The following is a 20,795-nucleotide window of genomic DNA, read 5'->3' as shown; positions in this document are numbered from 1 at the left end:
GATTTTGTTCAGGAGTACCCGATACATGCGACTCGGCCTGGTGATTGACCTGGACACCTGCGTGGGCTGTCATGCCTGCGCCGTGGCCTGCAAGCAGTGGAACACCTCCGGCACCACGGGGCCGTTGACCGATGAGTCCCCCTACGGGGCCGCCCCCAGCGGCGTATGGTTCAACCGGGTTCGTCACTACGAAGTGGGCGACTACCCCCATACCAAGACCGTCAACATGCCCCTGTCCTGCATGCACTGCGACGATGCCGCCTGCGTCACCGTCTGCCCCACCGGGGCCTCCTACAAGCGCGGGGAAGACGGCATCGTGCTGGTGGATCAGGACAAATGCATGGGTTGCAGCCTCTGCGCCTGGGCCTGTCCCTACGGTGCCCGGGAACTGGATCCCCGGGACGGGGTGATGAAGAAGTGCACCCTGTGCATCGACCGCATCTACGATGACGCCCTGGCGCCGGAGGACCGTCAGCCCGCCTGCGTCATTACCTGTCCGGCCCATGCCCGGCACTTCGGTGACTTCGATGACCCGGACTCCGCCGTGAGTCGTCTGTCCCGGGAGCGGGGCGGGCGCAAGCTGATGCCGGAACTGGGCTACGAGCCCACCAATACGTATCTGCCGCCCCGCAGCGCCCCGGCCGTGCCCACTGCGGATGTCCGGCGCGGCAGTCTCATGTCCAGCGTGAAGGACTGGGTCAACAAGGCCATTGCCAGGTGAACCCCCATGCATCCCGCACTTTCAGTGATCCTCTTCACCGTTCTCTCCGGGGCCGGGTACGGCCTGTTCAGTCTGGTGACGCTGCTGCACCTCACCGGTCTGTATCCCGCCCCCGGGCCGACCGAGCTGATGACCCAGCTGGGGCTGGCGCTGGCCCTGATCACCTTCGGTCTGTTCTCGTCCACGTTGCATCTGCACAACCCGAAGAACGCCTGGCGCGCGGTGATGCGGGTGCGCACCTCCTGGCTGTCGCGGGAGGCGGTCTGCGCCCTGAGCTTCTATCCTTTTGCCCTGATCTATCTGTGGCAGATCCCGCGGGCCGGCGTGGAGGTCGGTCCCCTGATGGTGGTGGTCGGCGGCATGGCCCTGTTCCTGGCCCTGCTCACCGTGTTTACCACCGGCATGATCTACGCCAGCCTCAAGACCATCCGTCAGTGGAATACCGCCCTGACACCGGCGAATTACCTGCTGCTGGGGCTGGCCCTGGGGGCAACGGCCCTGGCGGCGGTCCATGCCGGTTTCGGCGGGCGCAGCGAGGGGCTGGTGCTGCTGGCCCTGGGGCTGGTGCTGCTGGCCGGGGTGATGAAGGGGCTGTATTACCTGTGGATTCGGGAGGTGACCGGTCCCAGCCTCAATACCGCCACCGGGTTTACCCAGGCGCGGGTCCGGTTGCTGGACCAGGGGCATACGGCGGGCACGTTCCTGACCCGCGAATTCGGTTTTGATCCGGGGGCGCGACGTATTTTCCGGGTGCGACTGGGGGTATTCGGCTTCGGTTTCCTGCTGCCGTTGTTGCTGATGGGGATGGTGCTGGCGGGTGGGTCATCCCTTTGGCTGGCCCTGGCGCTGGTATCGGCCCTGGCCGGGATCGGGTTGGAGCGGTGGCTGTTCTTCGCCGAGGCCCGCCATGGGGTGATGTTGTATCACGGGCAGCGGACTTGAGGCAAGCTTGAGGGAGACTCGGCAACGAGCCTCCCTCAACCACTCAACGCTCCGGTGTGCCTTCCCCGGCCGGCTTGCGCCGCCTGCGGCGGCTGGGCTTGCGAGGGGTTTCCGCCGCCGGGGTGGTTGGCGCGGGTGCGTCCTCGGTCCTCGTGGAAGATGCCGGTGTATCGCCTTCGGTTTTCGGTCCGGGTTTGCGGCGTCCGCCACTCCTGGATTTGCCGGCATCGGAACGGGGGCGGCGCTCGCCGCGACCGCCGTCCTTGCCCCGGTCGCCCGGACCGCCGCGCTTGCGCTCGATCTTCGCCGGCGGCTGCAGGTCCTTGAGCAGCAGGTCGGGATCCACCGCCTCGGAGACGATCTTGAAGCCGATATAGGATTCGATCTCCGGCAGGTAGAAGGCCGAGTCCTCACAGGCAAAACTGACGGCGTCACCTTCCGCCCCGGCCCGGCCGGTACGACCGATGCGATGGACATAGTCTTCCCCGGACTGGGGCAGGTCGAAGTTGAAGACGTGGGATACATCGGGGATATGCAGCCCGCGAGCCGCCACATCGGTGGCCACCAGGACCTGAAACTCACTGGTTTCGAACTGGGCCAGGAGTCGCTCCCGCTTGCGCTGGGGGACGTCTCCGGACAACAGGGCAGTGCGGATGCCGTTGCCCTGCAGCCAGGCCGTGACCTTTTCCGCCATGTGCTTGGTGTTGACGAACACCATGGAGCGGTCAGGTGTGGAGTGCTTCATGATCCCCAGCAACAACGGAATTTTCTCTTCGTTGCTGGGGTAGTACACCACCTGGCGTACCCGTTCGGCGGTGACCTGTTCATCCCGGGTCTGCACCTTCACCGGGTTGTTCATGTGCTCGTAGGCCAGCTCCATCACCCTCCAGGACAGGGTGGCGGAAAACAGCATGGACTGGCGTTCGGTGGCCGGGGTCATGCGGCGCAGCAGGAAACGCACGTCCTTGATGAAGCCCAGATCGAACATGCGGTCGGCCTCGTCCAGGACCAGGACCTGGGAGCGCCTGAGATCGAAGACCTTCTGCTTGAAGTAGTCGATGATGCGCCCGGGGGTGCCGATGAGGATGTCCACGCCGTCGGTCAGCTGCTTGCGTTGCTTTTCGTAATCCGTGCCGCCGTAGGCCAGGCCCAGGGTGAGTCCCGTGTGGGCGCCCAGTACCATGGCATCCTTGTGGATCTGGATGGCCAGCTCCCGGGTGGGGGCCAGGATCAGGGCACGGACCTGATTCGTGCGCCGGTCCGCCGGGGCGGGATGCCGGATCAGGTGGGTCAGGACGGTGATCAGGAAGGCCGCGGTCTTGCCGGTGCCGGTCTGAGCCTGGCCGGCCACGTCCTTGCCCGCCAGGGCGTGGGGCAGGGCGAGGGCCTGAATCGGGGTGCAATGGGAGAACCCGGCATCTTCCAGGCCCTGGCGTACCGGCTCGGGAAGATCGAGTTTTGAGAAACTGGTCTCGGAAAGATGTTGGTCCGTCATGGAGATGGGGCCTTTCCTCGCGATATCATTGAAGTAGACTTGAAATGCCGATCCGAATGGGATTCAATCTAGCGGCGCGTCGTACCGCCCCGGACTTTGGCGTCCGGCGGTTCGACGACGACATTCTAACCGGAGGTCAATTGTAGTGAGCGAAAACATCACCTATGTCACGGACGCCAGTTTTGAGGACGATGTCCTGAAGTCCGATCAGCCGGTGCTGGTGGACTACTGGGCTGAATGGTGCGGCCCCTGCAAGATGATTGCCCCGATCCTTGATGAAATCGCTGCCGAGTATAGCGGCAAGCTCAAGGTGGCCAAGCTGAACATTGACGAAAATCCGGCCACGCCTCCAAAGTTCGGCATTCGTGGTATTCCGACGCTGATGCTGTTCAAGGCGGGCAATGTTGAGGCTACCAAGGTGGGCGCGCTTTCCAAGTCCCAGCTCACCGCCTTCATTGACCAGAATATCTGAATGGCCGGAGCGTCCGGCCTGTTGAACAATGGGCTGGACGCCTTGAGGATTGCGTGTTAATTTAACGGTAACAATAGTCGTTCATGTCTTGCTGGCTGCCCGCTCGGGCGGCATCCCTTCTCGATTCCAGATCCGATCGAACCCGAAACAGGTTTTCCATCAGGCCATCTCTTGTGGGCCAGCCCTGTCCGCCTGAAAACAATCATAGACAATCCCTCCCTCGAACCCCTATATGAACCTCACTGAACTCAAGCGTAAATCGGCCTCCGAGCTGGTAGAACTCGCGCAGTCCATGGAATTGGAAGGGATGGCGCGGGCCCGAAAACAGGACATCATCTTCGCTATCCTGAAATCCCATGCCAAGAATGGCGAAGACATCTTCGGCGACGGAGTGCTTGAGATCCTTCAGGATGGTTTTGGTTTCCTGCGAGGGGCGGACAGCTCTTACCTGGCGGGGCCGGATGATATTTATGTCTCCCCCAGCCAGATCCGTCGTTTCAGTCTGCGTACCGGCGACACCATCTCCGGCAAGATCCGCCCTCCCAAGGAAGGTGAGCGGTACTTTGCCCTGCTGAAGGTGGACAAGATCAATTTCGAACCGCCGGAGGCCGCCAAGCACAAGGTCCTGTTCGAGAATCTCACCCCGCTGCATGCCTCTCAGCGCATGCGAATGGAGCGGGGCAACGGCTCCACCGAAGACATCACTGCCCGTGTCATTGATATCGTCGCCCCCTTCGGGAAGGGGCAACGCGGCCTGATCGTTTCCCCGCCCAAGGCCGGCAAGACCCTGATGCTGCAGAACATTGCCCAGAGCATCACCACCAATCACCCGGAGTGCTATCTCATCGTCCTGCTCATTGACGAGCGGCCCGAGGAAGTGACGGAGATGTCGCGCATGGTGCAGGGCGAGGTGGTGTCCTCCACCTTCGATGAGCCGGCCAGTCGTCATGTGCAGGTGGCCGAGATGGTCATCGAGAAGGCCAAGCGGCTGGTGGAGCACAAGATGGATGTGGTGATATTGCTGGATTCCATTACCCGTCTGGCCCGTGCCTACAACACCGTGGTGCCGTCTTCCGGCAAGGTGCTCACCGGCGGCGTGGACGCCAATGCCCTGCATCGTCCCAAGCGGTTTTTTGGTGCCGCTCGCAACATCGAGGAAGGAGGCAGCCTGACCATCCTGGCCACCGCCCTGATCGATACCGGTTCCAAGATGGACGAGGTGATCTACGAGGAGTTCAAGGGCACCGGCAACATGGAAGTCCATCTGGACCGCCGGATTGCCGAGAAGCGTGTCTACCCGGCCATCAACATCAACCGTTCCGGCACCCGTCGCGAGGAGTTGCTCACCGATCCGGAAGAGCTGCAAAAGCTCTGGATTCTGCGCAAGTTCCTCCACCCCATGGATGATCTTGAAGCCATGGACTTCCTGCTGGGGCGTTTGCAGTCCACCAAGACGAACAATGAATTCTTCGACATGATGAAGCGTAGCTGAGGTTGCGCAGCGCGGCCATTGTCGCCTTCGTTCTTCCTGGGTAGCCTGCTCTGGACTCCCGCTTTCGCGGGAGTGACGGTGGTGAAGCCCCCCACCTACGTCATCCCCGCGCAAGCGGGGATCCACGGGGCGGCGCTCCCTTAGCCACCGCCACTCCCGCACAGGCGGGAACCCGGTGAAGCACCTCCCTCAGACCCACCCCTCCGGAGAAATACCCCAGACCTCCTGGGCATACTGCATCACCGTGCGGTCGATGGAGAAATACCCCATCCGTGCCGTGTTCAGCATCGCCTTGCGCATCCAGGCCTCCTGATCGCGATACAGGGCATCCACGGCTTCATGGGCGCGTACATAGTCCGCGTAATCTGCCAGCACCATGTACTGGTCCTCGGTCAGCAGGTTATTGACCAGATCCCGATAACGTCCCGGTTCCCGGGGTGAAAAAAATCCGTCACGGATCATGTCCAGGGCCCGACGCAATTCGCCGTTGGACTCGTAGAAATCCCGGGGACGATAGCCTTCCTGCTTGAGCTGCTCCACATCCTCGGCATTCATGCCGAAGATGAAGATGTTGTCTTCTCCCACCGCCTCCCGGATCTCGATATTGGCCCCGTCCAGGGTGCCGATGGTCATGGCGCCGTTCAGGGCCAGCTTCATGTTGCCGGTGCCGGATGCCTCGGTGCCCGCAGTGGAGATCTGTTCCGAAAGATCGGCTGCCGGGATGATCACGGCAGCGGTGCTCACGTCGTAATTGGGTAGAAAGACCACCTGCTGCTTGGTGTTCATGGGGTCATGATTCACCACGTCGGCCACGTCATTGATCAGACGGATGATCTGCTTGGCCCGGGTATAGGAGGGGGCCGCCTTGCCGGCGAACAGGGTGACCCTGGGTGCCTGATCAGCCGCGCGTCCTTCCCGTACCCGGTTGTAGAACGTGATGACATGAAGCACATTGAGGAGCTGACGCTTGTACTCATGAATCCGCTTGATCTGGATGTCGAACAGGGCATCCGGACTGATGGTGATGTCCAGTTGCCGCTTCACCAGTTCAGCCAGGCGTTCCTTGTTGCGCCGCTTCACCTGCTGGAACTCGTGACGAAAACCCCTGTTGTCCATCAGGGGCTCCAGCTTCCTGAGCTGTTCCAGGTCCATGGTCCAGGCATCACCGATATGCCGGGTGATCAGGTCCGCCAGCGCCGGGTTGGCCTGGTTCAGCCAGAGCCGGGGCGTGATGCCGTTGGTGATGTTGACGAATCGGTCCGGCCACAGACGGTAAAAGTCGTTGAACAGGTGCTTTTTCAGCAGTTCCGTATGCAGGGCCGCCACGCCGTTGACCATGTGACTGCCGACAACGGCCAGATGGGCCATGCGGACCTTGCGGCCATGGTCTTCATCGATGATGGAGAGTCGCCGGACGATGTCATTGTCTCCGGGGAAGTTGTGGCGGACTTCGTTGAGGAAGTGGAAATTGATGTCGTAGATGATCTGCATGTGGCGCGGCAGGACCCGTTCCATGAGCGTCACCGGCCAGGTTTCCAGGGCCTCGGGCATCAGGGTGTGGTTGGTGTAGGAGAATACGCACCGGGTCAGCTCCCAGGCCTTTTGCCAAGAGAGCTGATGGCTGTCCACCAGTAGCCGCATGAGTTCAGCGATGGCGATGGCCGGGTGGGTGTCGTTGAGCTGAATGGCCACCTTGTCCGGCAGCGACTCGATGGGATAGCCCAGTTCAACGTGCCGGTGCAGGATGTCCTGGATGGACGCGGAGACGAAGAAGTACTCCTGCTTCAGGCGCAGTTCCCGGCCGATGGCGGTGGCGTCATTGGGGTAGAGCACCATGGAGATGGTCTCGGACTCGATCTTTTCACGCACGGCGCGGATGTAGTCGCCTTCGTTGAAGTAGTCCAGATCGAAGTCCCGGGTGGCCTTGGCGGCCCAGAGTCGCAGGTTGTTCGCGTTCTTGTTGCCGAAACCGGGGGTCGGGTAGTCATAGGCCATGGCGATGACTTCCTCGCCGTCCTCCCAGTGGTAGCGGGGCTGGCCTCGTTCCCGGTGTTCCACCACGTAGCCGTAGAAGTGTACGGGGAAGATCTTTTCCGGCCGGGGGAATTCCCAGGGGTTGCCGTAGCGCAGCCAGTTGTCCGGATGCTCCACCTGCTCGCCGTTCTCGATGCCCTGGTGGAACATGCCGAACTCATAACGGATGCCGTAGCCGTAGCCGGGCAGGCACTGGCTGGCCATGGAGTCCAGGATGCAGGCAGCCAGCCGACCCAGGCCGCCGTTGCCGAGGGCTGCGTCGGACTCCATCTCGATGATCTCGTGCAAACTCACGCCCATCTCTTCCAGGGCTTCGCAGCAGGCCTCATAGAAACCCAGGTTCATGAGGCTGTTCACCAGCATGCGGCCGATGAGGTACTCCATGGACAGGTAGTAGACCCGCTTGACCTGTTCCTGGTTGTACAGGCGCTTGGTATACATGCGCCGCTCGATGATACGCTCCCGGGCAGCCAGGGAAACGGCGTGAAGCCAGTCCCGATGGGTGGCGGTGAGAGGGTCCTTGCCGACGATGTGGATCAGGGCGTCACGAATGGACTCCTTGAGTGAGTCCTTGTCGCAGGGCAGGGGGCGGGGGTCGTATTCGTGGACCATTTCCAGGGTTTTCATCGGGGATCCTGTTCCTGAGCTGAAGCTTTGATCGATCTGTCTGGTATCCCTATTTAGTAACCCATTCTGAGTGAAAAATAAAATCGCGAACGGGCCGATCGCCGCCGGGCACCCCGTCTGGCCAGATTGGGTCTGGCCGACGGAGGCGGTGTGTGGAGGTTACGGCATCACTCCCGGGCCACGGCCCGGTACCCGATATCGGTCCTGTAGTAGACGTCATCCCAGTTCAGTTGCTTCGTCAGCGCGTAGGCCCGGGCCTGGGCATCACTGACCCGCTCGCCCAGTCCCACGGCGCACAGTACCCGTCCGCCCTGGGTGACCACCTGGTCGTCCTTCAGGGCCGTGCCCGCATGGAACACCTTGGCGTCTTCGGCATCGGTGTCCGGCAGGCCCCGGATCACGTCCCCCTTGCGGTAATCGGCGGGATAGCCGCCGGCCGCCAGCACCACGCCCAGGGCTGCACGGGGATCCCAGTCGGCCTGGGTCCGGTCCAGGCGACCCGCCAGGGCGGCCTCCACCAGTTCGATCAGGTCCGAACGCAGCCGCATCATGATGGGCTGGGTTTCCGGGTCACCGAAGCGGCAATTGAATTCCAGCACCTTGGGGATGCCCTGGGCATCGATCATCACCCCGGCGTAGAGAAAGCCGGTGTAGGGGGTGCCTTCGGCCGCCATGCCCCGCACCGTGGGCAGGATTACCTGGTTCATGATGCGCTCATGGATCTCGGGGGTGACCACCGGGGCCGGGGAGTAGGCGCCCATGCCGCCGGTGTTGGGACCCTGGTCGCCGTTGTCCCGGGCCTTGTGGTCCTGAGAGGTGGCCATGGGCAGCACATGCTCGCCGTCCACCATGCAGATGAAGCTGGCCTCCTCACCGCTGAGGAACTCCTCGATCACCACCCGGTGACCGGCCTCGCCGAAGGCGTTGCCCGCCAGCATGTCGCGCACCGCGGCCTCCGCTTCCTCCAGGGTCCGGGCCAGGATCACGCCCTTGCCGGCGGCCAGTCCATCAGCCTTGACCACGATGGGCGCGCCCTGGGCGCGCAGGTAGGCCAGCGCCTCGTCCAGATCCGTGAAGCTGCCGTAGGCGGCCGTGGGGATCCGGTGGCGGGCGAGAAAGTCCTTGGAGAAGGCCTTGGAGCCTTCCAGGCGGGCGGCGTCCTTCGTCGGGCCGAAAATGGCCAGGCCCTCGGCCCTGAAGGCGTCCACGACCCCGGCCACCAGGGGGGCCTCGGGGCCGACGATGGTCAGGTCGATGTTTTCCTTGCGGGCAAAGGCCAGCAGGCCGGGGATGTCCTCGGCGCCGATGTCCAGGTTGCGGCAGCCCGCTTCCCGGGCCGTGCCCGCATTGCCGGGGGCCACGAAGACCGTGTCCACCCGGGGCGACCGGGCCGCCTTCCAGGCCAGGGCATGTTCGCGGCCACCGCCGCCGATGATGAGAATTTTCATCGTGTTCACCTCGTTAGCCCCAAGAATCAATGCCGAAAATGTCGCATGCCCGTGAACAGCATGGCCATGCCGTGTTCATTGGCTGCCTGAATCACTTCCTCGTCCCGCATGGAGCCGCCGGGCTGGATCACGGCGGTGATGCCGGCCTCGTGGGCGGCGTCGATGCCGTCGCGGAACGGGAAAAAGGCGTCCGAGGCCATCACCGAGCCGGAGACCTGCAGGTTCTCGTCGGCGGCCTTGATGCCGGCGATGCGGGCGGAGTACACCCGGCTCATCTGGCCAGCGCCGACGCCGATGGTGCGGCCGTCCCGGGCGTAGACGATGGCGTTGGACTTGACGAACTTGGCCACCCGCCAGGCGAACAGCAGATCCGCCTTCTCCTGGTCGGTGGGGGCACGCTTGGAGACCAGCTTCAGGTCGGATTCGCTGACCTGGCCCAGGTCCCGGTCCTGAACCAGCAGGCCGCCGTTGACCCGCTTGAAGTCCCAGCCACCGCCGGCTTCACCCCACTGGCCGCAGGCCAGCAGACGCACGTTGGGCTTGCCGGAAACGGCCTTGACGGCCTCCGGGGAGACCTCGGGGGCGATGATCACTTCCACGAACTGCCGCGCCACGATGGCTTCGGCGGTCTTGCCGTCCAGGGGGCGGTTGAAGGCGATGATGCCGCCGAAGGCGGAGGTGGGGTCGGTGGCAAACGCCAGGTCATAGGCGGTCAGGATGTCGGCGGCCACGGCCACGCCGCAGGGGTTGGCGTGCTTGACGATGACACAGGCCGGGGCATCGAACTGCTTCACGCATTCCAGGGCGGCGTCGGTGTCGGCGATGTTATTGAAGGACAGGGCCTTGCCCTGGATCTGGCGGGCGGTGGCCACGCCGGCCTCGGGGGGATGACGTTCCCGGTAGAAGGCGGCGGACTGATGGGGGTTCTCGCCGTAGCGCAGGTCCAGGCTTTTTTCAAACTGCAGGGTCAGGGTGCCGGGGAAGGGGGCCCGGGTCTGCTCGTCCTGCACGCCGGTCAGGTAGTTGGCGATGGCGCCGTCATAGCGGGCGGTATGGGCAAAGGCCTTGGCCGCCAGCTCAAAGCGCAGGGCATGGGGCAGGCTGCCGTCACCGGCGGCCAGTGCTTCCAGCACCCGGTCGTAGTCGGACGGGTCCACCACGATACCCACATGGGCATGGTTCTTGGCCGAGGCGCGCACCATGGCCGGGCCGCCGATGTCGATGTTCTCGATGGCGTCTTCCAGGCTGCAACCGGGGCGGGCCACGGTGGCTTCAAAGGGGTAGAGGTTCACCACCACCAGGTCGATGGGGGGGATGTCGTGGGTCTGCATGGCCTCGTCGTCCATGCCCCGACGCCCCAGGATGCCGCCGTGGATCTTCGGGTGCAGGGTCTTGACCCGGCCGTCCATCATTTCGGGAAAACCGGTATGGGCGGAGACTTCCTTGACCGGGATGCCTTCTTCCATGAGGAGTTTCGCGGTGCCGCCGGTGGAGAGGATCTCGATGCCCCGCGTCGCCAGTGCCTGGGCAAAGGGCAGCAGGCCGGTCTTGTCGGAAACGCTGATGAGCGCGCGGGTCACGGGTCGGGAAATTGCTTGGGTCATGGGTTCGGCCAGTCAGGTGATGACAAAAAGACTGGGAATTATACGCGCCCGCGGGAACCCAAGGCCACCGGCAAAAAAAAGCGCGGCTTGAGGGGGCCGCGCCAAAACCACCAAAGGAGGATGGAGGAGTATACCGAATGCGGGGGGTGCCCGCGAAACGATATGGTTCTAATATCGTATGCTGCACTGCACATGTCAAGGTGGGTGGGGGTTTTTTTTACATGTGCCGACAGGCGGCGCTTCGGTAAAGACCGGTGGTTTTCCGGTGAGATGCCGGTGAACGGTCTAGATCCTCAGCCGTTCCACCACCCGGCCATGCTGCAGGTGCTCGTCCACGATTTCATCGATATCCTTTTCATCGACAAAGGTGTACCAGACACCCTCCGGGTAGACGACGGCAACGGGCCCTTCGTTACAGCGATCCAGGCAGCCGGCGGAGTTCACCCGCACGCCGCCCTGGCCATGGATGCCCAGGGCCTTGGCCCGTTTCTTGGCGTGGTCACGCAGGCGGGAGGCATCGAAATGCTCGCAGCAGTTGCCGTCTTCCCGGCAGTTGGTGCAAAAAAAGATGTGTCGCTTGAAATGGCTCATCTTGGTTCTGGCTTCCAGGTCAGGAGGGGACAGTCAACGGGGTTCCTACCACAGGTCATAGACCAGATTCACCGCCGTGGTGGTGTCGGTATTCTTGCGGTCTTCCGGCACATCCGTGTTGTGCTTCACCGTCAGGGACAGGCGCATGGAAAACTTGGCATTGATGCGCATGCGCAGGGCGGCCACGGATTCGATTTCCGTATTGTCTTCGCCTGCCTGGATCAGCAGGTCTTCGGTGAAGCGGGCGTTGTCGCTGATGCGGTGATCCAGCGCCCCCACCAGACGCAGGATGGCTTCATCTTCCTGCCCACCGGCCTCCAGCTTGTCCTGTCTCAGACCGGCCCCGGCCTCCAGGTCCAGACGGGTTTGCTCGGAATCCACCACGCGGCGACCATAACCGGCGGCCAGGCTTCGCTGATACTCGTAACCGCTGAAGCGGTCCCGTTCCGCCCTGAGGGCGCCGAACACGTAATCCCGGATTGAAACCTTGTGGTCACTCTGGAAGGTGCCCAGATATCGTTCCCTGGTGGTGGTGCCGTCCTTCGAGGCCAAGTGTCCCTCCAGTTGCAGGGTATGGCGCCACAGCACCTGCTCATGACGAATCCTTGTGCGGGCATTGAAACTGTCGGAGTCGGTATTGCCGCTGGTCAGGATGGCTCCCAGTTCCGCATGTCCGCTCCAGCCGGTGCTGTTACCCCATTCTCCAGCCTGGAGCGGCAGGGAGAGCAGCAGCAGGCTGATACAATGGAAGAGCAGTTGTTTGCGGGACATGGTCTATCCGGGCACATGGGGGCGTAACGAAACCGGATACTCTAGCAGATCCCACCCTTGCTACCGAAGGAGGGGCATCGATACCGTTTTTCAGGCTTGCCGTGCCATAAGCCATGCCGAAGTGATGAGGGTTGTTGATAAACATTGACCCGAGGATTGGATCCCGCTCGTCCTGTCCGGACGCCTTTCCCAGAACGAGGTCCGAGTTGTCATTTTAGTTGGCGGAACGATCTATGCGCCATGGTATCAGGACCGCCAGTAACAGCGCGATCAGCATGTAGGGTGCCGTGATGGCGACGGAATAGATCGTTGTTCCCAGCAACGGACCGATGACGCTTCCCAGTCCTTGGGCGGTGGTGATGGTCCCGGCGGCGGCGCCTTGCTCATGCGGTTGCACGGCATTGGCTGCCAATGCCGAAACGGATGGCCATAGTAGCCCCATTCCGGCTGCAGCTACGAAATAGCACAGGTAAAGCAGAATGGCGGTGGTTGCAAAGGCGACGCCGAAGAAGGCGAGGGCGGCAATTGCCGCGCCCAACCGGATCAAGAACTCGGGCGGCCAGCGCAGGACGCGAACCATCGTTTGGCCCAGGATCAGGGCGACGCCGACACAGGCAAGGGCGATACCGGCTACCCGGGCGCCTTCCTGCGGTGACAGGCCCAGTCGGTCGAGGGCGTAGAAGCCGATCACCATCTGGGCGGTTGCAACGGCCAACATGCTGACGAAGGCCACCACCGCAGGCCGCCGCAGACGGGGATCGGTTAGCGGTGGCGGCTGTTGTGCGACCGAACGGATCGGTTTCCCGGTGCGTGGCAGGAAACTCCAGGATGCGGCAAATGCCACCACTGGCAGGGCCGCGGCCACCAGCAACGGCAGCACTAGATCGTAGGGGGCGACCAGACCAGCCACGGCCGGGCCGATAACCATGGCGGATGCGCTCGCCATGCCAAGCGCCCCCATGGCCGCAGTGCGCCGGTCAGGCGGCACATGGTCGGCAATCATTGCCGCTCCGGCGGTCGGCACGGCGGAAAAAAAACCTCCAGTCAGAGTCCGTCCGATAACCAGTCCGGCAAGTGCCATCAGCGCGGGCATTCTATCTTCCAGCGCCAGTGCGGTGATCAGGCACAGGCCGGCGTAGGCGATGGCAAAACCACCCAGGCCGCTGAGCAGTACCGGGCGCCGGCCATGGCGGTCACTGGCGTTGCCCCACGCCCGGGCGGTCAGAATCCAGGCGATGCCGCCCGCCGTTACCGCAAGCCCCATGTTCCACGGTGCCAAGCCCAGACTGCGGCCGATCGGACCGGCCAAGGCGGTGAATGTCATCATCGCCATAGTGCAGACGAAAGACTGGAACATCAGCGGCTTGAGACTGAATGGTGTAGCACCAGGGTCACCGGCGCCAACCCTGTCGTCGCCGGTGGCTTCACTAATTTGCATGCTGCGTTTCACACTGATGTCCGTGGGGTGCCGGCCTGCGAAGTTGTATGTGGCCGCGGGCAGCGGCCGCGCGGGATCATCAGAGGGGTCTGGCTGACCGGGTCTTCAATGATGACACTGTCCAGCCCGAAAACCTCAGATACCAGCTCCACTGTCATCAGGGTCACCGGATCCCCTTGGGCGACGATGCTTCCGTTGGCCATGACGATTAGGTAATCGGCATACCGACAGGCCTGGTTGAGGTCATGGAGGACGGCAACAAGAGTGTGGTTGGCGTCGTGGTTGAGGGTGCGGAATAACTCCAGAAGGTCGATTTGGTGGGCGATGTCCAGGAAGGTTGTCGGTTCGTCGAGCAGAAGAAGTGGCGTCTGTTGTGCCAGCACCATGGCCACCCACACCCGCTGGCGCTGCCCGCCCGACAGCTGGTCGACCTCCTGCTCGGCCAGCGCCGTCACGCCGGTTGCCGCCATTGCTTGGCTGACGGCAGCGGCGTCCTCGTCGCTCCACTGTCGGAACAGGCCCTGATGCGGATAGCGCCCACGCCCCACAAGGTCGATGACGGTGATACCTGATGGCGCTTGGGAACTCTGCGGCAGCAGCCCCATCTGTCGCGCCAGTTGACGTGTGGGCAATTGGTGGATGTCCCTGCCGTCCAGGCAGACTCGTCCGGCCAGCGGCGGCAAGAGCCGACACAGGCTGCGTAGCAGGGTCGACTTGCCGCAACCATTGGGGCCGACGATGGCGGTGAAGCGGCCATCGGGAATGCACACCGACAGGTCCCGGCAGATGATGCGTTGTCCATAGCCAAGAGTCAGCCCCTCTGCGTGCAGGCGAGTGGGTTTTGCGAAATCAGGTGGTTCGTGGTGGATCATGACAGCGGCCTCTGGGCCGCCAGTGACAAGGTGGCATCGGTTGTTGCGAAGAGAGTGAACATCGCGGTAGTAGTCCGTTTGATGGCTTCAACCTGGGCAACGTCATAGCGGGGGGCGGACTAGAACCACAACGTCAGTGAGGCACCGATAACGCGCGGACTCTGAATGAGCGGCGTGGCTTGGTCATTGTTGAAGATCAGGAGGTGCTTGTTGGAATCAAACAGGTTCTCGACGTAGAGCGAAGCACGGCCATGTCCGAAGTCATAGCCGAATTGAGCGTTGGCCAGCCAGTGGGCTTTGATCCAGCCGCGCGGATCGTTGTCTACGCCCGAGTGGTAGCCGCCCGTGTAGGTCACATTGCCACTGAGATCGAAGTTTTCGGCGAGCATCCATGTCGCGCCCATGGTGGAGGAGAATTTCGGAGAGCGGGACAGAGCGTTTCCATCCGCGTTGAGATCCTCGAAGGCTTCTTTGATCTCGGTCCGTAGCGCGCCAGCCGAGCCGAACAGTTCCAACTCCGGAACCGGTCTCCATCGGGCACCCACTTCGAGTCCGTAGGTGACGACTTTTTTGGCGTTGCGGATCTCGATGTCCCCCGGCCCGAGGGTGATGGGCAACTGGTAGCCGTCGTAGGTGCTGTAGAACAGGTTTCCGGTCAGCTCGACGCGGTCGTCAGCCAGCCGCTGGCGGCCGTAGAGCTCGTAATTCCAGACGTATTCTTCGTCATAGGTGTACGCATTCCCGGTTGTGAAGGTGACGCCCGCACCACCGGCGTTGAAGCCGCGAGCGACCTTCACGCCGTAGGTCTGGCTCGCGCTGGGCTTCCAGGCCACGTCCAGCTTGGGCATGAACACGCTGTAGGTTTCGTCGAAGTCGATGGTTCGGGAACGGGTGGCGTTGGCCCCCGAGCGTTTCCGGTGTTCCTGCTCATAGCGTCCGGCCAGGGTGACATCGACCTCGGGTATCAGCGCATAGGTCAACTCCACGAAACCGGATTTGGTCCGTGTCTTGTCGTCGAAGGTGTAGGTCGATGGCGGGTTTGGCGGCAGGTTGTTGACCAGTTCGTCCTGGCTACCGTGGAAGTAGCGCAGCCCCGCCATGCCCCGTAGTCGCTCGTTATCGGCGGTGAAACGCGCCAACGGCTCGACGGAAAATTCATTCGCCTCAATGTTCGCCGATGGATGGCTTGGTGCGGTCCGGCGATCATTGGTGAAAGAGGTATAGATGAACTTGTTCTCGAAGGAGAGACTTTCGGACTGTTCCCACGACAAGTCCCAGATGCTGCTGGTCGAAGCGACCTCAATCACTGGCCGGTTTGGGTCGAAACGAGGATGGTCCGGCTGGGTCGGCTGCGCCTCGCTCTGGGGTGTCCGGCTGTCGTAGTGGGCGATGGTGAGCATGGAGGACAGATCCGGTAATGCAATGGGCCGGATCAGCAGTTTGGCGCGTGCAGTCGTGGTTTCAAATTCGCGCGGGTTGCCAACAGGGTCATAACTCTGGAGCTTCACGAAACTTTCGTGCCGCTGGTGGTCGATGGCCACACGGACCATAACCTGATCGTCCACGATGGGTCCGGACAGCATGGCAGCGGCCTGGCGGGTCTTTTGCTCGCCCACCCCCACCCTGACCGCGTTTTCCCAGTATGGGGTCGGGTCCTTGGTATCGACGATGATGGCGCCCGCGATGGAATTCCGTCCCTGCAGGAGACTTTGCGGGCCGCGGTAGATCTCGACACTTTCCACATCCCACACCGAGACCGACACTACGGATTGTTCGGTGTGGGTGAGGGATCGGCCGTCGACCGAAAGGTTCAGGCGCGGACGGCTACCGGCGAGGAAGGCGACAGCCCCGGTTGCCGGTCCTGAGCCGTCAATGCCGCGTACCGTCGGCAGGTCGTTTCCGTGTCCGGTGTCGATCACGTTGGGTGTAAGGGAGAGTACATCGCGTACCGTGGTGGCGTTGGGCAGGGTTTCGATGCGCCAACTGCCGAAGACCTCGACACTCGAACTCGTATCCTGGAGCGACCGTTCAACCTTCTCTCCGGTGACGGTGATCGCTGGCAATGAATAGGAGGCGCTGGCTGTTGAGTCAGCCGTTTCGCTAACTTGGAGGACAGCGTCTTTCTGCCCTTCAACCGTTTGGGCCTGGGCCTGGGCGGCGCCAGTCAGCACCAATGCGCCGACGACCACGCCGGACAATGCCGGACTCCGCCGGGTGTCGGCAACGGGTGTGCGGCGTGACCGCGCGGTGTGTTTCAGTTTCATCGAGAACCCTTTTCATTTCAGAATTTTACAAGCTTGTCCTCCGCGCCCTTGAGATCTGTTGCGTATCTATGAGGCAGCAGGCGGGACATCTCCATGTGCTTCCCATGGCGCGCGTAATGACCGGGAGTCAAACGCCATGCTAAGAATGCGCTTTGATAATGTCAATCATTCTCAATTACTGCTTTTGAATTTCTTGCCCCGGGTCAGAGTTGTCGGGAGCGAGTCAGCAGCCAGATCAGGTAGATGCCGCCGACGATCCCCGTCATGCGTCCAATCGGCACGCTGACGGCCAAGGGCAACAACTGGGTCAACAGGTCTGCGGCGAGTAGCAAAAAGCCGCCCATGAGACCTGCCGACAGGATCGGCAGCCCGGTGCCTTGGCACAGCCGGGCGGCCAGTTGAGGGGCGGCCAGGGCGATGAAGGCGATGGGGCCGGCCGCGCCGACGGCGAGGGACGCAAGAACCACGGCTGCGAAGATCATCCCCAGTCGCACCCGTTCAACACGAATGCCCAGCTGGCTGGCGATGTCGTCCCCCATCTCGATCATTTTGAGCGCCGATGCTCCGGCCAGAATCACAGGTAGCAGCAGGATGGTGCCTATCATCACTGGCCAGGCATGAGCCCAGGTCCGCGCGTGCAGTGAGCCGGCGAGCCAGAGGTTTGCTATTACCGCATCGTCCAGATTGCCGCGCACCAGCATTAACCCGTTCAGGGCGGCCAGCACCGCACCAACGCCGATGCCGGTGAGGATAAGACGATAACTGCCTACCATGCCGCCCTGGCGCGCCAGGGTGTAGACCACCACTGCGGTCACTACGCCACCCACCACGGCGGCCATGGCTATGCGCAGTGGATCCTGGCCGGACAACATGATTTGGGCTAGCGCCCCGGTCGCCGCGCCGGTTGTAAAGCCGATGACATCAGGAGAGCCCAGGGCGTTGCGAGACACCGATTGGAACACGGCACCCGAAATCCCCAGCGCCACTCCGACAAACAGCGCTGTCAGTACGCGTGGCAGGCGGATGTTGAGGATGATGTGGTCGCGCAGGCCACCTTCACCCTTGCCCAGCAGGGCGGCAAGGACATCGGCGGGACTAATGTGCATCTTCCCCAGCGTCATCACCAGGGTGGCCGACAGCACGATGAGCGACGCGAGTATCGCGTTAATGGCAAGCGTGCGTGGAGAGTAGAGTACGGACCAGCGGCCGTAACGCCAGAGGCGGGTGTTCAGGGGGACGCTCATAGCCGCGCTATTCGCCAGCGTTGTACCAGGAAGATGAAGAAAGGCCCGCCGATCAGGGCGACCATGATGCCCACTGCCACCTCCCCCGGATGGCCGACCAGACGCCCGAGCATGTCGGCTCCCACTACCATCAGGGCAGAGAAAATCATTGAGAATGGCAAAAGCCAACGGTGGTCGGGTCCGACGACAAAACGTGCCACATGGGGTGCCGTCAGACCCACGAAGCTGATCGGTCCGGCTGCGGCTGTGGCGGTGCCGGCCAGGAAGATGACTATGAGCGCGGAGAAGATCCACACCAATCGCGGGTTGGCGCCCAGAGCTTTACCGGTGTCTTGGCCGAGTGCCATCGCGTCGAGCATCCGTGCCAAGGCGATCGACGCCGCCAGAGCTACTGCGGCAAGTCCAGCGGTCGGCAGAAGAACATTGAAGCCACGCCCCTGCAACGACCCGACGACCCAGTGCCGGAACTGGTCGAAAACCTGCTCGTCGCTGTTGACCGTGATGATTTGTGTCAGCGCCAGCAGAACGACGCTGAGAGCCGAGCCGGCCAGTACCAGCCTTACTGGATTGAGGCCTTGGCGGATGCCGCCCAGCGAATAGACGGCGGCGCCAGCCAAAGCGGCGCCAGCCAAACCGAACCAGAGATACCCGGAAACATCGACAATGCCGAAGAAGGCGATGGCCGCTACGATGGCCAGCGTAGCCCCGGCATTGACGCCCAGGATGCCGGGATCGGCCAGTGGATTGCGGGTCAGGGCCTGCATGATGGCGCCGGCCACGCCAAGCGCGCAGCCAACCACGATGCCCAGCAGGACCCGCGGAACCCGCAGATGTCGTACCAGTAAGTGCTCGGTATTAGTTGGATCGAAGGCGACAATGGCCTCAAGGGTGACACGCGGTGGTATGGGGCGCGTACCGACAAAGATGCTGGCCGTCGCCATGGCAACCAGCAGCATTGCGCAAAGGGTCAATCCCCAGCGGCGGCGCCTTGCCCGAAGGGTTCGTGGGTCGGCTTCCTCCTGACTTGTGTTCGGCACGGTACTGCTGGTGGAAATTGTTGCCCCCGTTTTGGCCACGGCGTTACATCCCGCCTTCGGTCGCCCAGGCATCACTCTGGTCATCGTCGCGGGCGAAACGCGCGACAAGGCCGTCCACGATCTCGCGGGCGCTGAAGAAGTCGATGCGGAAGGAGTTGACGCCGAGACCATACACTTGGCCGCTGCGGACGGCTGGCAGGTTGGCCAGGATGGGATCGCGCATGAAAGCCCTGGCGCGGTCGTCGCCAGCGCTGAGCAGGAAGGTAGTTGGTGCCGTTAGTTCGGTCAGGCGCTCGTAGTGGGCGCGCACGAAAGAATTGAGGGGATGGCCGTCACCGTGCCACTCCTGCGGCGGCGATTCCATGGTGAACCCTAGCGCGGTGAGTAGCTGGCCATGGACACCGTCGCTGGTGGCAATGGGGTTGAGTGTTCCGGGGCCGTTGTAGCTAATGATGTTGACCTGACCCGGCGGAACAGTGATGCGAGCCTTGGATTCGGCGAGATAGGCGTCGAAGGCGACAAGCTTGTCGTGGACTTGCGCCTCCAGACCGGTCACCTCGCCGATTCGGCGGGCAAGTTCCTGCCAGGTAAGGCCGCCGTAGTCCAACACGATGGTCGGCGCGATCTGTCGCAGATCGGCCACTTGAGCGAGGGCGGAATCACCTCCTGCCGCTGCGACAACAATCAGGTCGGGGGCTGCGGCATAGGCTGCTTCCAGATCGACACTCCCGGCAGGCCAGAGCTTTTCCACCCTGCGGGCCCTGGCGATCTCGTCCCACTGGGCGAAGAAGTGGCCGCTGCTTGTCGTCGCGCTGGCGATCACTGGCGCGTCGACACTAAGCAAAGTGCCTGTGATGGTCACCGAGGTTGACAGAATGCGTCGTGGCGAAGCGGGGATGGTGGTCTGGCTCCCGTCGGCATTGACGAAGTTGCGCGGCCAGTTGACGCCGGTGGCAGCTTCTTGCGTTGCCTGTGCCACCGTGGCGCCTAACAGAAGGGCGAGGGCCATCGTCCACGGTGCCAGGGCCAACATCTTCCCAAGTCGCATAATTTCCTCGTGTTACCGGTTGAAGATCGGCATCTGCAAAGTTCCCGTTACAGGGGGCGGTTGACGATATCTCAAAAGTGGAAGCGCCTCAATGAGAATGTAAATCATTAGTAATGTTGTCGCTACCCTGGGCTGCCAGCCTTGTTCCAATTGAGTTCGCCCGTATGCAACGGTGAACAGTGACCGCCCCGGATTGAGGGTGAATCCTCCCGGAAATCAGCCTGGCGCCCGCCATGCCCGAGCCTTTCGTCGTTACCTTGGTCTTCCACCCCAAAGTCAAGCGTGTTCAAGGCGCTCTATCCGTTGGTGGCGGGTCAGCGTCCCGAAGGGCGAGAGTACCGGCTGCAACAATCAAAAATCAAATGATCTTTGATAAAGGGATTTATTTGCATTATCGTTTGAGAGTAAGGTCATAGGCCCTTCTGACCCGGGAATGGCCGTCACGCTTCCGGAATGAGACTCTGACCATGAACGCACCACAAGCTGCAGCTCCACAGAACTCGCCTCCGAAACCACCTGAAACTGCGCTGGAGAACGGGCAGGATGGCGCTGTCCCACTGTCGCGCCGTCGTATTGTTCTGGTCAAGTCGCAGCGGACACGGATTAAGCAGCAACCGCTAAAAAATGTTGCTGAGGGGTGATGTACCCCAGGGACGAGTGGAGCCGGTCGCTGTTGTACTCCATCTCGATGTACT

16 protein-coding genes are annotated in these 20,795 nt (G+C 62.4%); 4 read left to right on the top strand and 12 right to left on the bottom strand.

What is annotated here, in order from left to right:
* The first annotated feature begins 25 nt into the window (after window positions 1-25).
* On the top strand, window positions 26-721 hold the full coding sequence (locus CKO35_RS15160; protein WP_200176960.1) for a 4Fe-4S dicluster domain-containing protein: 696 nt from the start codon (window positions 26-28) through the stop codon (window positions 719-721).
* A 6-nt stretch (window positions 722-727) separates the two neighbouring features.
* On the top strand, window positions 728-1,663 hold the full coding sequence (locus tag CKO35_RS15155) for a dimethyl sulfoxide reductase anchor subunit family protein (RefSeq protein ID WP_200176959.1): 936 nt from the start codon (window positions 728-730) through the stop codon (window positions 1,661-1,663).
* 43 nt (window positions 1,664-1,706) lie between these two features.
* Here CKO35_RS15155 and rhlB read toward each other — a convergent pair whose 3' ends face one another.
* Window positions 1,707-3,158 carry an ATP-dependent RNA helicase RhlB gene (rhlB, locus tag CKO35_RS15150; protein WP_200176958.1) on the bottom strand — a complete coding sequence of 484 codons (1,452 nt, stop codon included), beginning with the start codon at window positions 3,156-3,158 and terminating at the stop codon, window positions 1,707-1,709.
* A 145-nt stretch (window positions 3,159-3,303) separates the two neighbouring features.
* Here rhlB and trxA point away from each other — a divergent pair, with 145 nt between their 5' ends.
* Both trxA and rho read left to right on the top strand, forming a co-directional pair.
* Entirely contained in the window at window positions 3,304-3,630 is a 327-nt protein-coding gene (gene trxA, locus CKO35_RS15145) for a thioredoxin TrxA (protein WP_200176957.1), read from the top strand.
* Between the two features lie 232 nt (window positions 3,631-3,862).
* On the top strand, window positions 3,863-5,122 hold the full coding sequence (rho, locus tag CKO35_RS15140; RefSeq protein ID WP_200176956.1) for a transcription termination factor Rho: 1,260 nt from the start codon (window positions 3,863-3,865) through the stop codon (window positions 5,120-5,122).
* A gap of 189 nt (window positions 5,123-5,311) precedes the next feature.
* Here the strand turns inward: rho and CKO35_RS15135 are convergent, their stop codons facing one another.
* The 11 genes from CKO35_RS15135 to fepB all read right to left on the bottom strand — a co-directional run bounded on the left by CKO35_RS15135 (window position 5,312) and on the right by fepB (window position 20,085).
* Window positions 5,312-7,783, bottom strand: a complete 2,472-nt coding sequence (locus CKO35_RS15135) for a glycogen/starch/alpha-glucan phosphorylase (protein WP_200176955.1) — start codon at window positions 7,781-7,783, stop codon at window positions 5,312-5,314.
* Window positions 7,784-7,950: 167 nt separating this feature from the next.
* Window positions 7,951-9,231, bottom strand: a complete 1,281-nt coding sequence (gene purD, locus CKO35_RS15130; RefSeq protein WP_200176954.1) for a phosphoribosylamine--glycine ligase — start codon at window positions 9,229-9,231, stop codon at window positions 7,951-7,953.
* Window positions 9,232-9,257: 26 nt separating this feature from the next.
* On the bottom strand, window positions 9,258-10,835 hold the full coding sequence (gene purH, locus CKO35_RS15125) for a bifunctional phosphoribosylaminoimidazolecarboxamide formyltransferase/IMP cyclohydrolase (protein WP_200176953.1): 1,578 nt from the start codon (window positions 10,833-10,835) through the stop codon (window positions 9,258-9,260).
* Between the two features lie 285 nt (window positions 10,836-11,120).
* Window positions 11,121-11,426, bottom strand: coding sequence for a (2Fe-2S) ferredoxin domain-containing protein (locus CKO35_RS15120; protein ID WP_200176952.1), 306 nt, complete (start codon window positions 11,424-11,426; stop codon window positions 11,121-11,123).
* A 45-nt stretch (window positions 11,427-11,471) separates the two neighbouring features.
* Window positions 11,472-12,197 carry a DUF481 domain-containing protein gene (locus CKO35_RS15115; RefSeq protein WP_200176951.1) on the bottom strand — a complete coding sequence of 242 codons (726 nt, stop codon included), beginning with the start codon at window positions 12,195-12,197 and terminating at the stop codon, window positions 11,472-11,474.
* Window positions 12,198-12,411: 214 nt separating this feature from the next.
* A complete protein-coding gene (locus CKO35_RS15110) occupies window positions 12,412-13,647 on the bottom strand; it encodes an MFS transporter (protein WP_200176950.1) in 1,236 nt (411 codons plus the stop codon).
* Window positions 13,644-14,507 carry an ABC transporter ATP-binding protein gene (locus tag CKO35_RS15105; protein WP_200176949.1) on the bottom strand — a complete coding sequence of 288 codons (864 nt, stop codon included), beginning with the start codon at window positions 14,505-14,507 and terminating at the stop codon, window positions 13,644-13,646. The genes CKO35_RS15110 and CKO35_RS15105 overlap by 4 nt, the downstream gene beginning before the upstream one ends.
* A gap of 119 nt (window positions 14,508-14,626) precedes the next feature.
* Window positions 14,627-16,771 carry a TonB-dependent receptor gene (locus CKO35_RS15100; RefSeq protein WP_200176948.1) on the bottom strand — a complete coding sequence of 715 codons (2,145 nt, stop codon included), beginning with the start codon at window positions 16,769-16,771 and terminating at the stop codon, window positions 14,627-14,629.
* A gap of 203 nt (window positions 16,772-16,974) precedes the next feature.
* The gene (locus CKO35_RS15095; protein ID WP_200176947.1) at window positions 16,975-18,015 is read right to left on the bottom strand and encodes a FecCD family ABC transporter permease; all 1,041 of its coding nucleotides are present in this window, start codon (window positions 18,013-18,015) and stop codon (window positions 16,975-16,977) included.
* On the bottom strand, window positions 18,012-18,971 hold the full coding sequence (locus tag CKO35_RS15090; RefSeq protein ID WP_200176946.1) for a FecCD family ABC transporter permease: 960 nt from the start codon (window positions 18,969-18,971) through the stop codon (window positions 18,012-18,014). The genes CKO35_RS15095 and CKO35_RS15090 overlap by 4 nt, the downstream gene beginning before the upstream one ends.
* Before the next feature lie 124 nt (window positions 18,972-19,095).
* The gene (fepB, locus tag CKO35_RS15085) at window positions 19,096-20,085 is read right to left on the bottom strand and encodes a Fe2+-enterobactin ABC transporter substrate-binding protein (RefSeq protein WP_200176945.1); all 990 of its coding nucleotides are present in this window, start codon (window positions 20,083-20,085) and stop codon (window positions 19,096-19,098) included.
* Window positions 20,086-20,795: the final 710 nt, after the last annotated feature.

The sequence above is a fragment of the Ectothiorhodospira shaposhnikovii genome (assembly GCF_016584105.1).
GTDB lineage: Bacteria > Pseudomonadota > Gammaproteobacteria > Ectothiorhodospirales > Ectothiorhodospiraceae > Ectothiorhodospira > Ectothiorhodospira shaposhnikovii.
The sequence above is the reverse complement of the archived record's forward strand: the minus strand, read 5'-3'. Positions and strand labels throughout refer to the sequence as shown.

Coding starts and splice junctions, on each gene's coding strand:
- CKO35_RS15160 (WP_200176960.1), top strand. CDS start 26: ATGCGACTCGGCCTGGTGATTGACCTGGACACCTGCGTGGGCTGTCAT.
- CKO35_RS15155 (WP_200176959.1), top strand. CDS start 728: ATGCATCCCGCACTTTCAGTGATCCTCTTCACCGTTCTCTCCGGGGCC.
- rhlB (WP_200176958.1), bottom strand. CDS start 3,158: ATGACGGACCAACATCTTTCCGAGACCAGTTTCTCAAAACTCGATCTT.
- rho (WP_200176956.1), top strand. CDS start 3,863: ATGAACCTCACTGAACTCAAGCGTAAATCGGCCTCCGAGCTGGTAGAA.
- CKO35_RS15135 (WP_200176955.1), bottom strand. CDS start 7,783: ATGAAAACCCTGGAAATGGTCCACGAATACGACCCCCGCCCCCTGCCC.
- purD (WP_200176954.1), bottom strand. CDS start 9,231: ATGAAAATTCTCATCATCGGCGGCGGTGGCCGCGAACATGCCCTGGCC.
- purH (WP_200176953.1), bottom strand. CDS start 10,835: ATGACCCAAGCAATTTCCCGACCCGTGACCCGCGCGCTCATCAGCGTT.
- CKO35_RS15120 (WP_200176952.1), bottom strand. CDS start 11,426: ATGAGCCATTTCAAGCGACACATCTTTTTTTGCACCAACTGCCGGGAA.
- CKO35_RS15115 (WP_200176951.1), bottom strand. CDS start 12,197: ATGTCCCGCAAACAACTGCTCTTCCATTGTATCAGCCTGCTGCTGCTC.
- CKO35_RS15105 (WP_200176949.1), bottom strand. CDS start 14,507: ATGATCCACCACGAACCACCTGATTTCGCAAAACCCACTCGCCTGCAC.
- CKO35_RS15100 (WP_200176948.1), bottom strand. CDS start 16,771: ATGAAACTGAAACACACCGCGCGGTCACGCCGCACACCCGTTGCCGAC.
- CKO35_RS15095 (WP_200176947.1), bottom strand. CDS start 18,015: ATGAGCGTCCCCCTGAACACCCGCCTCTGGCGTTACGGCCGCTGGTCC.
- CKO35_RS15090 (WP_200176946.1), bottom strand. CDS start 18,971: ATGCTGCTGGTTGCCATGGCGACGGCCAGCATCTTTGTCGGTACGCGC.
- fepB (WP_200176945.1), bottom strand. CDS start 20,085: ATGTTGGCCCTGGCACCGTGGACGATGGCCCTCGCCCTTCTGTTAGGC.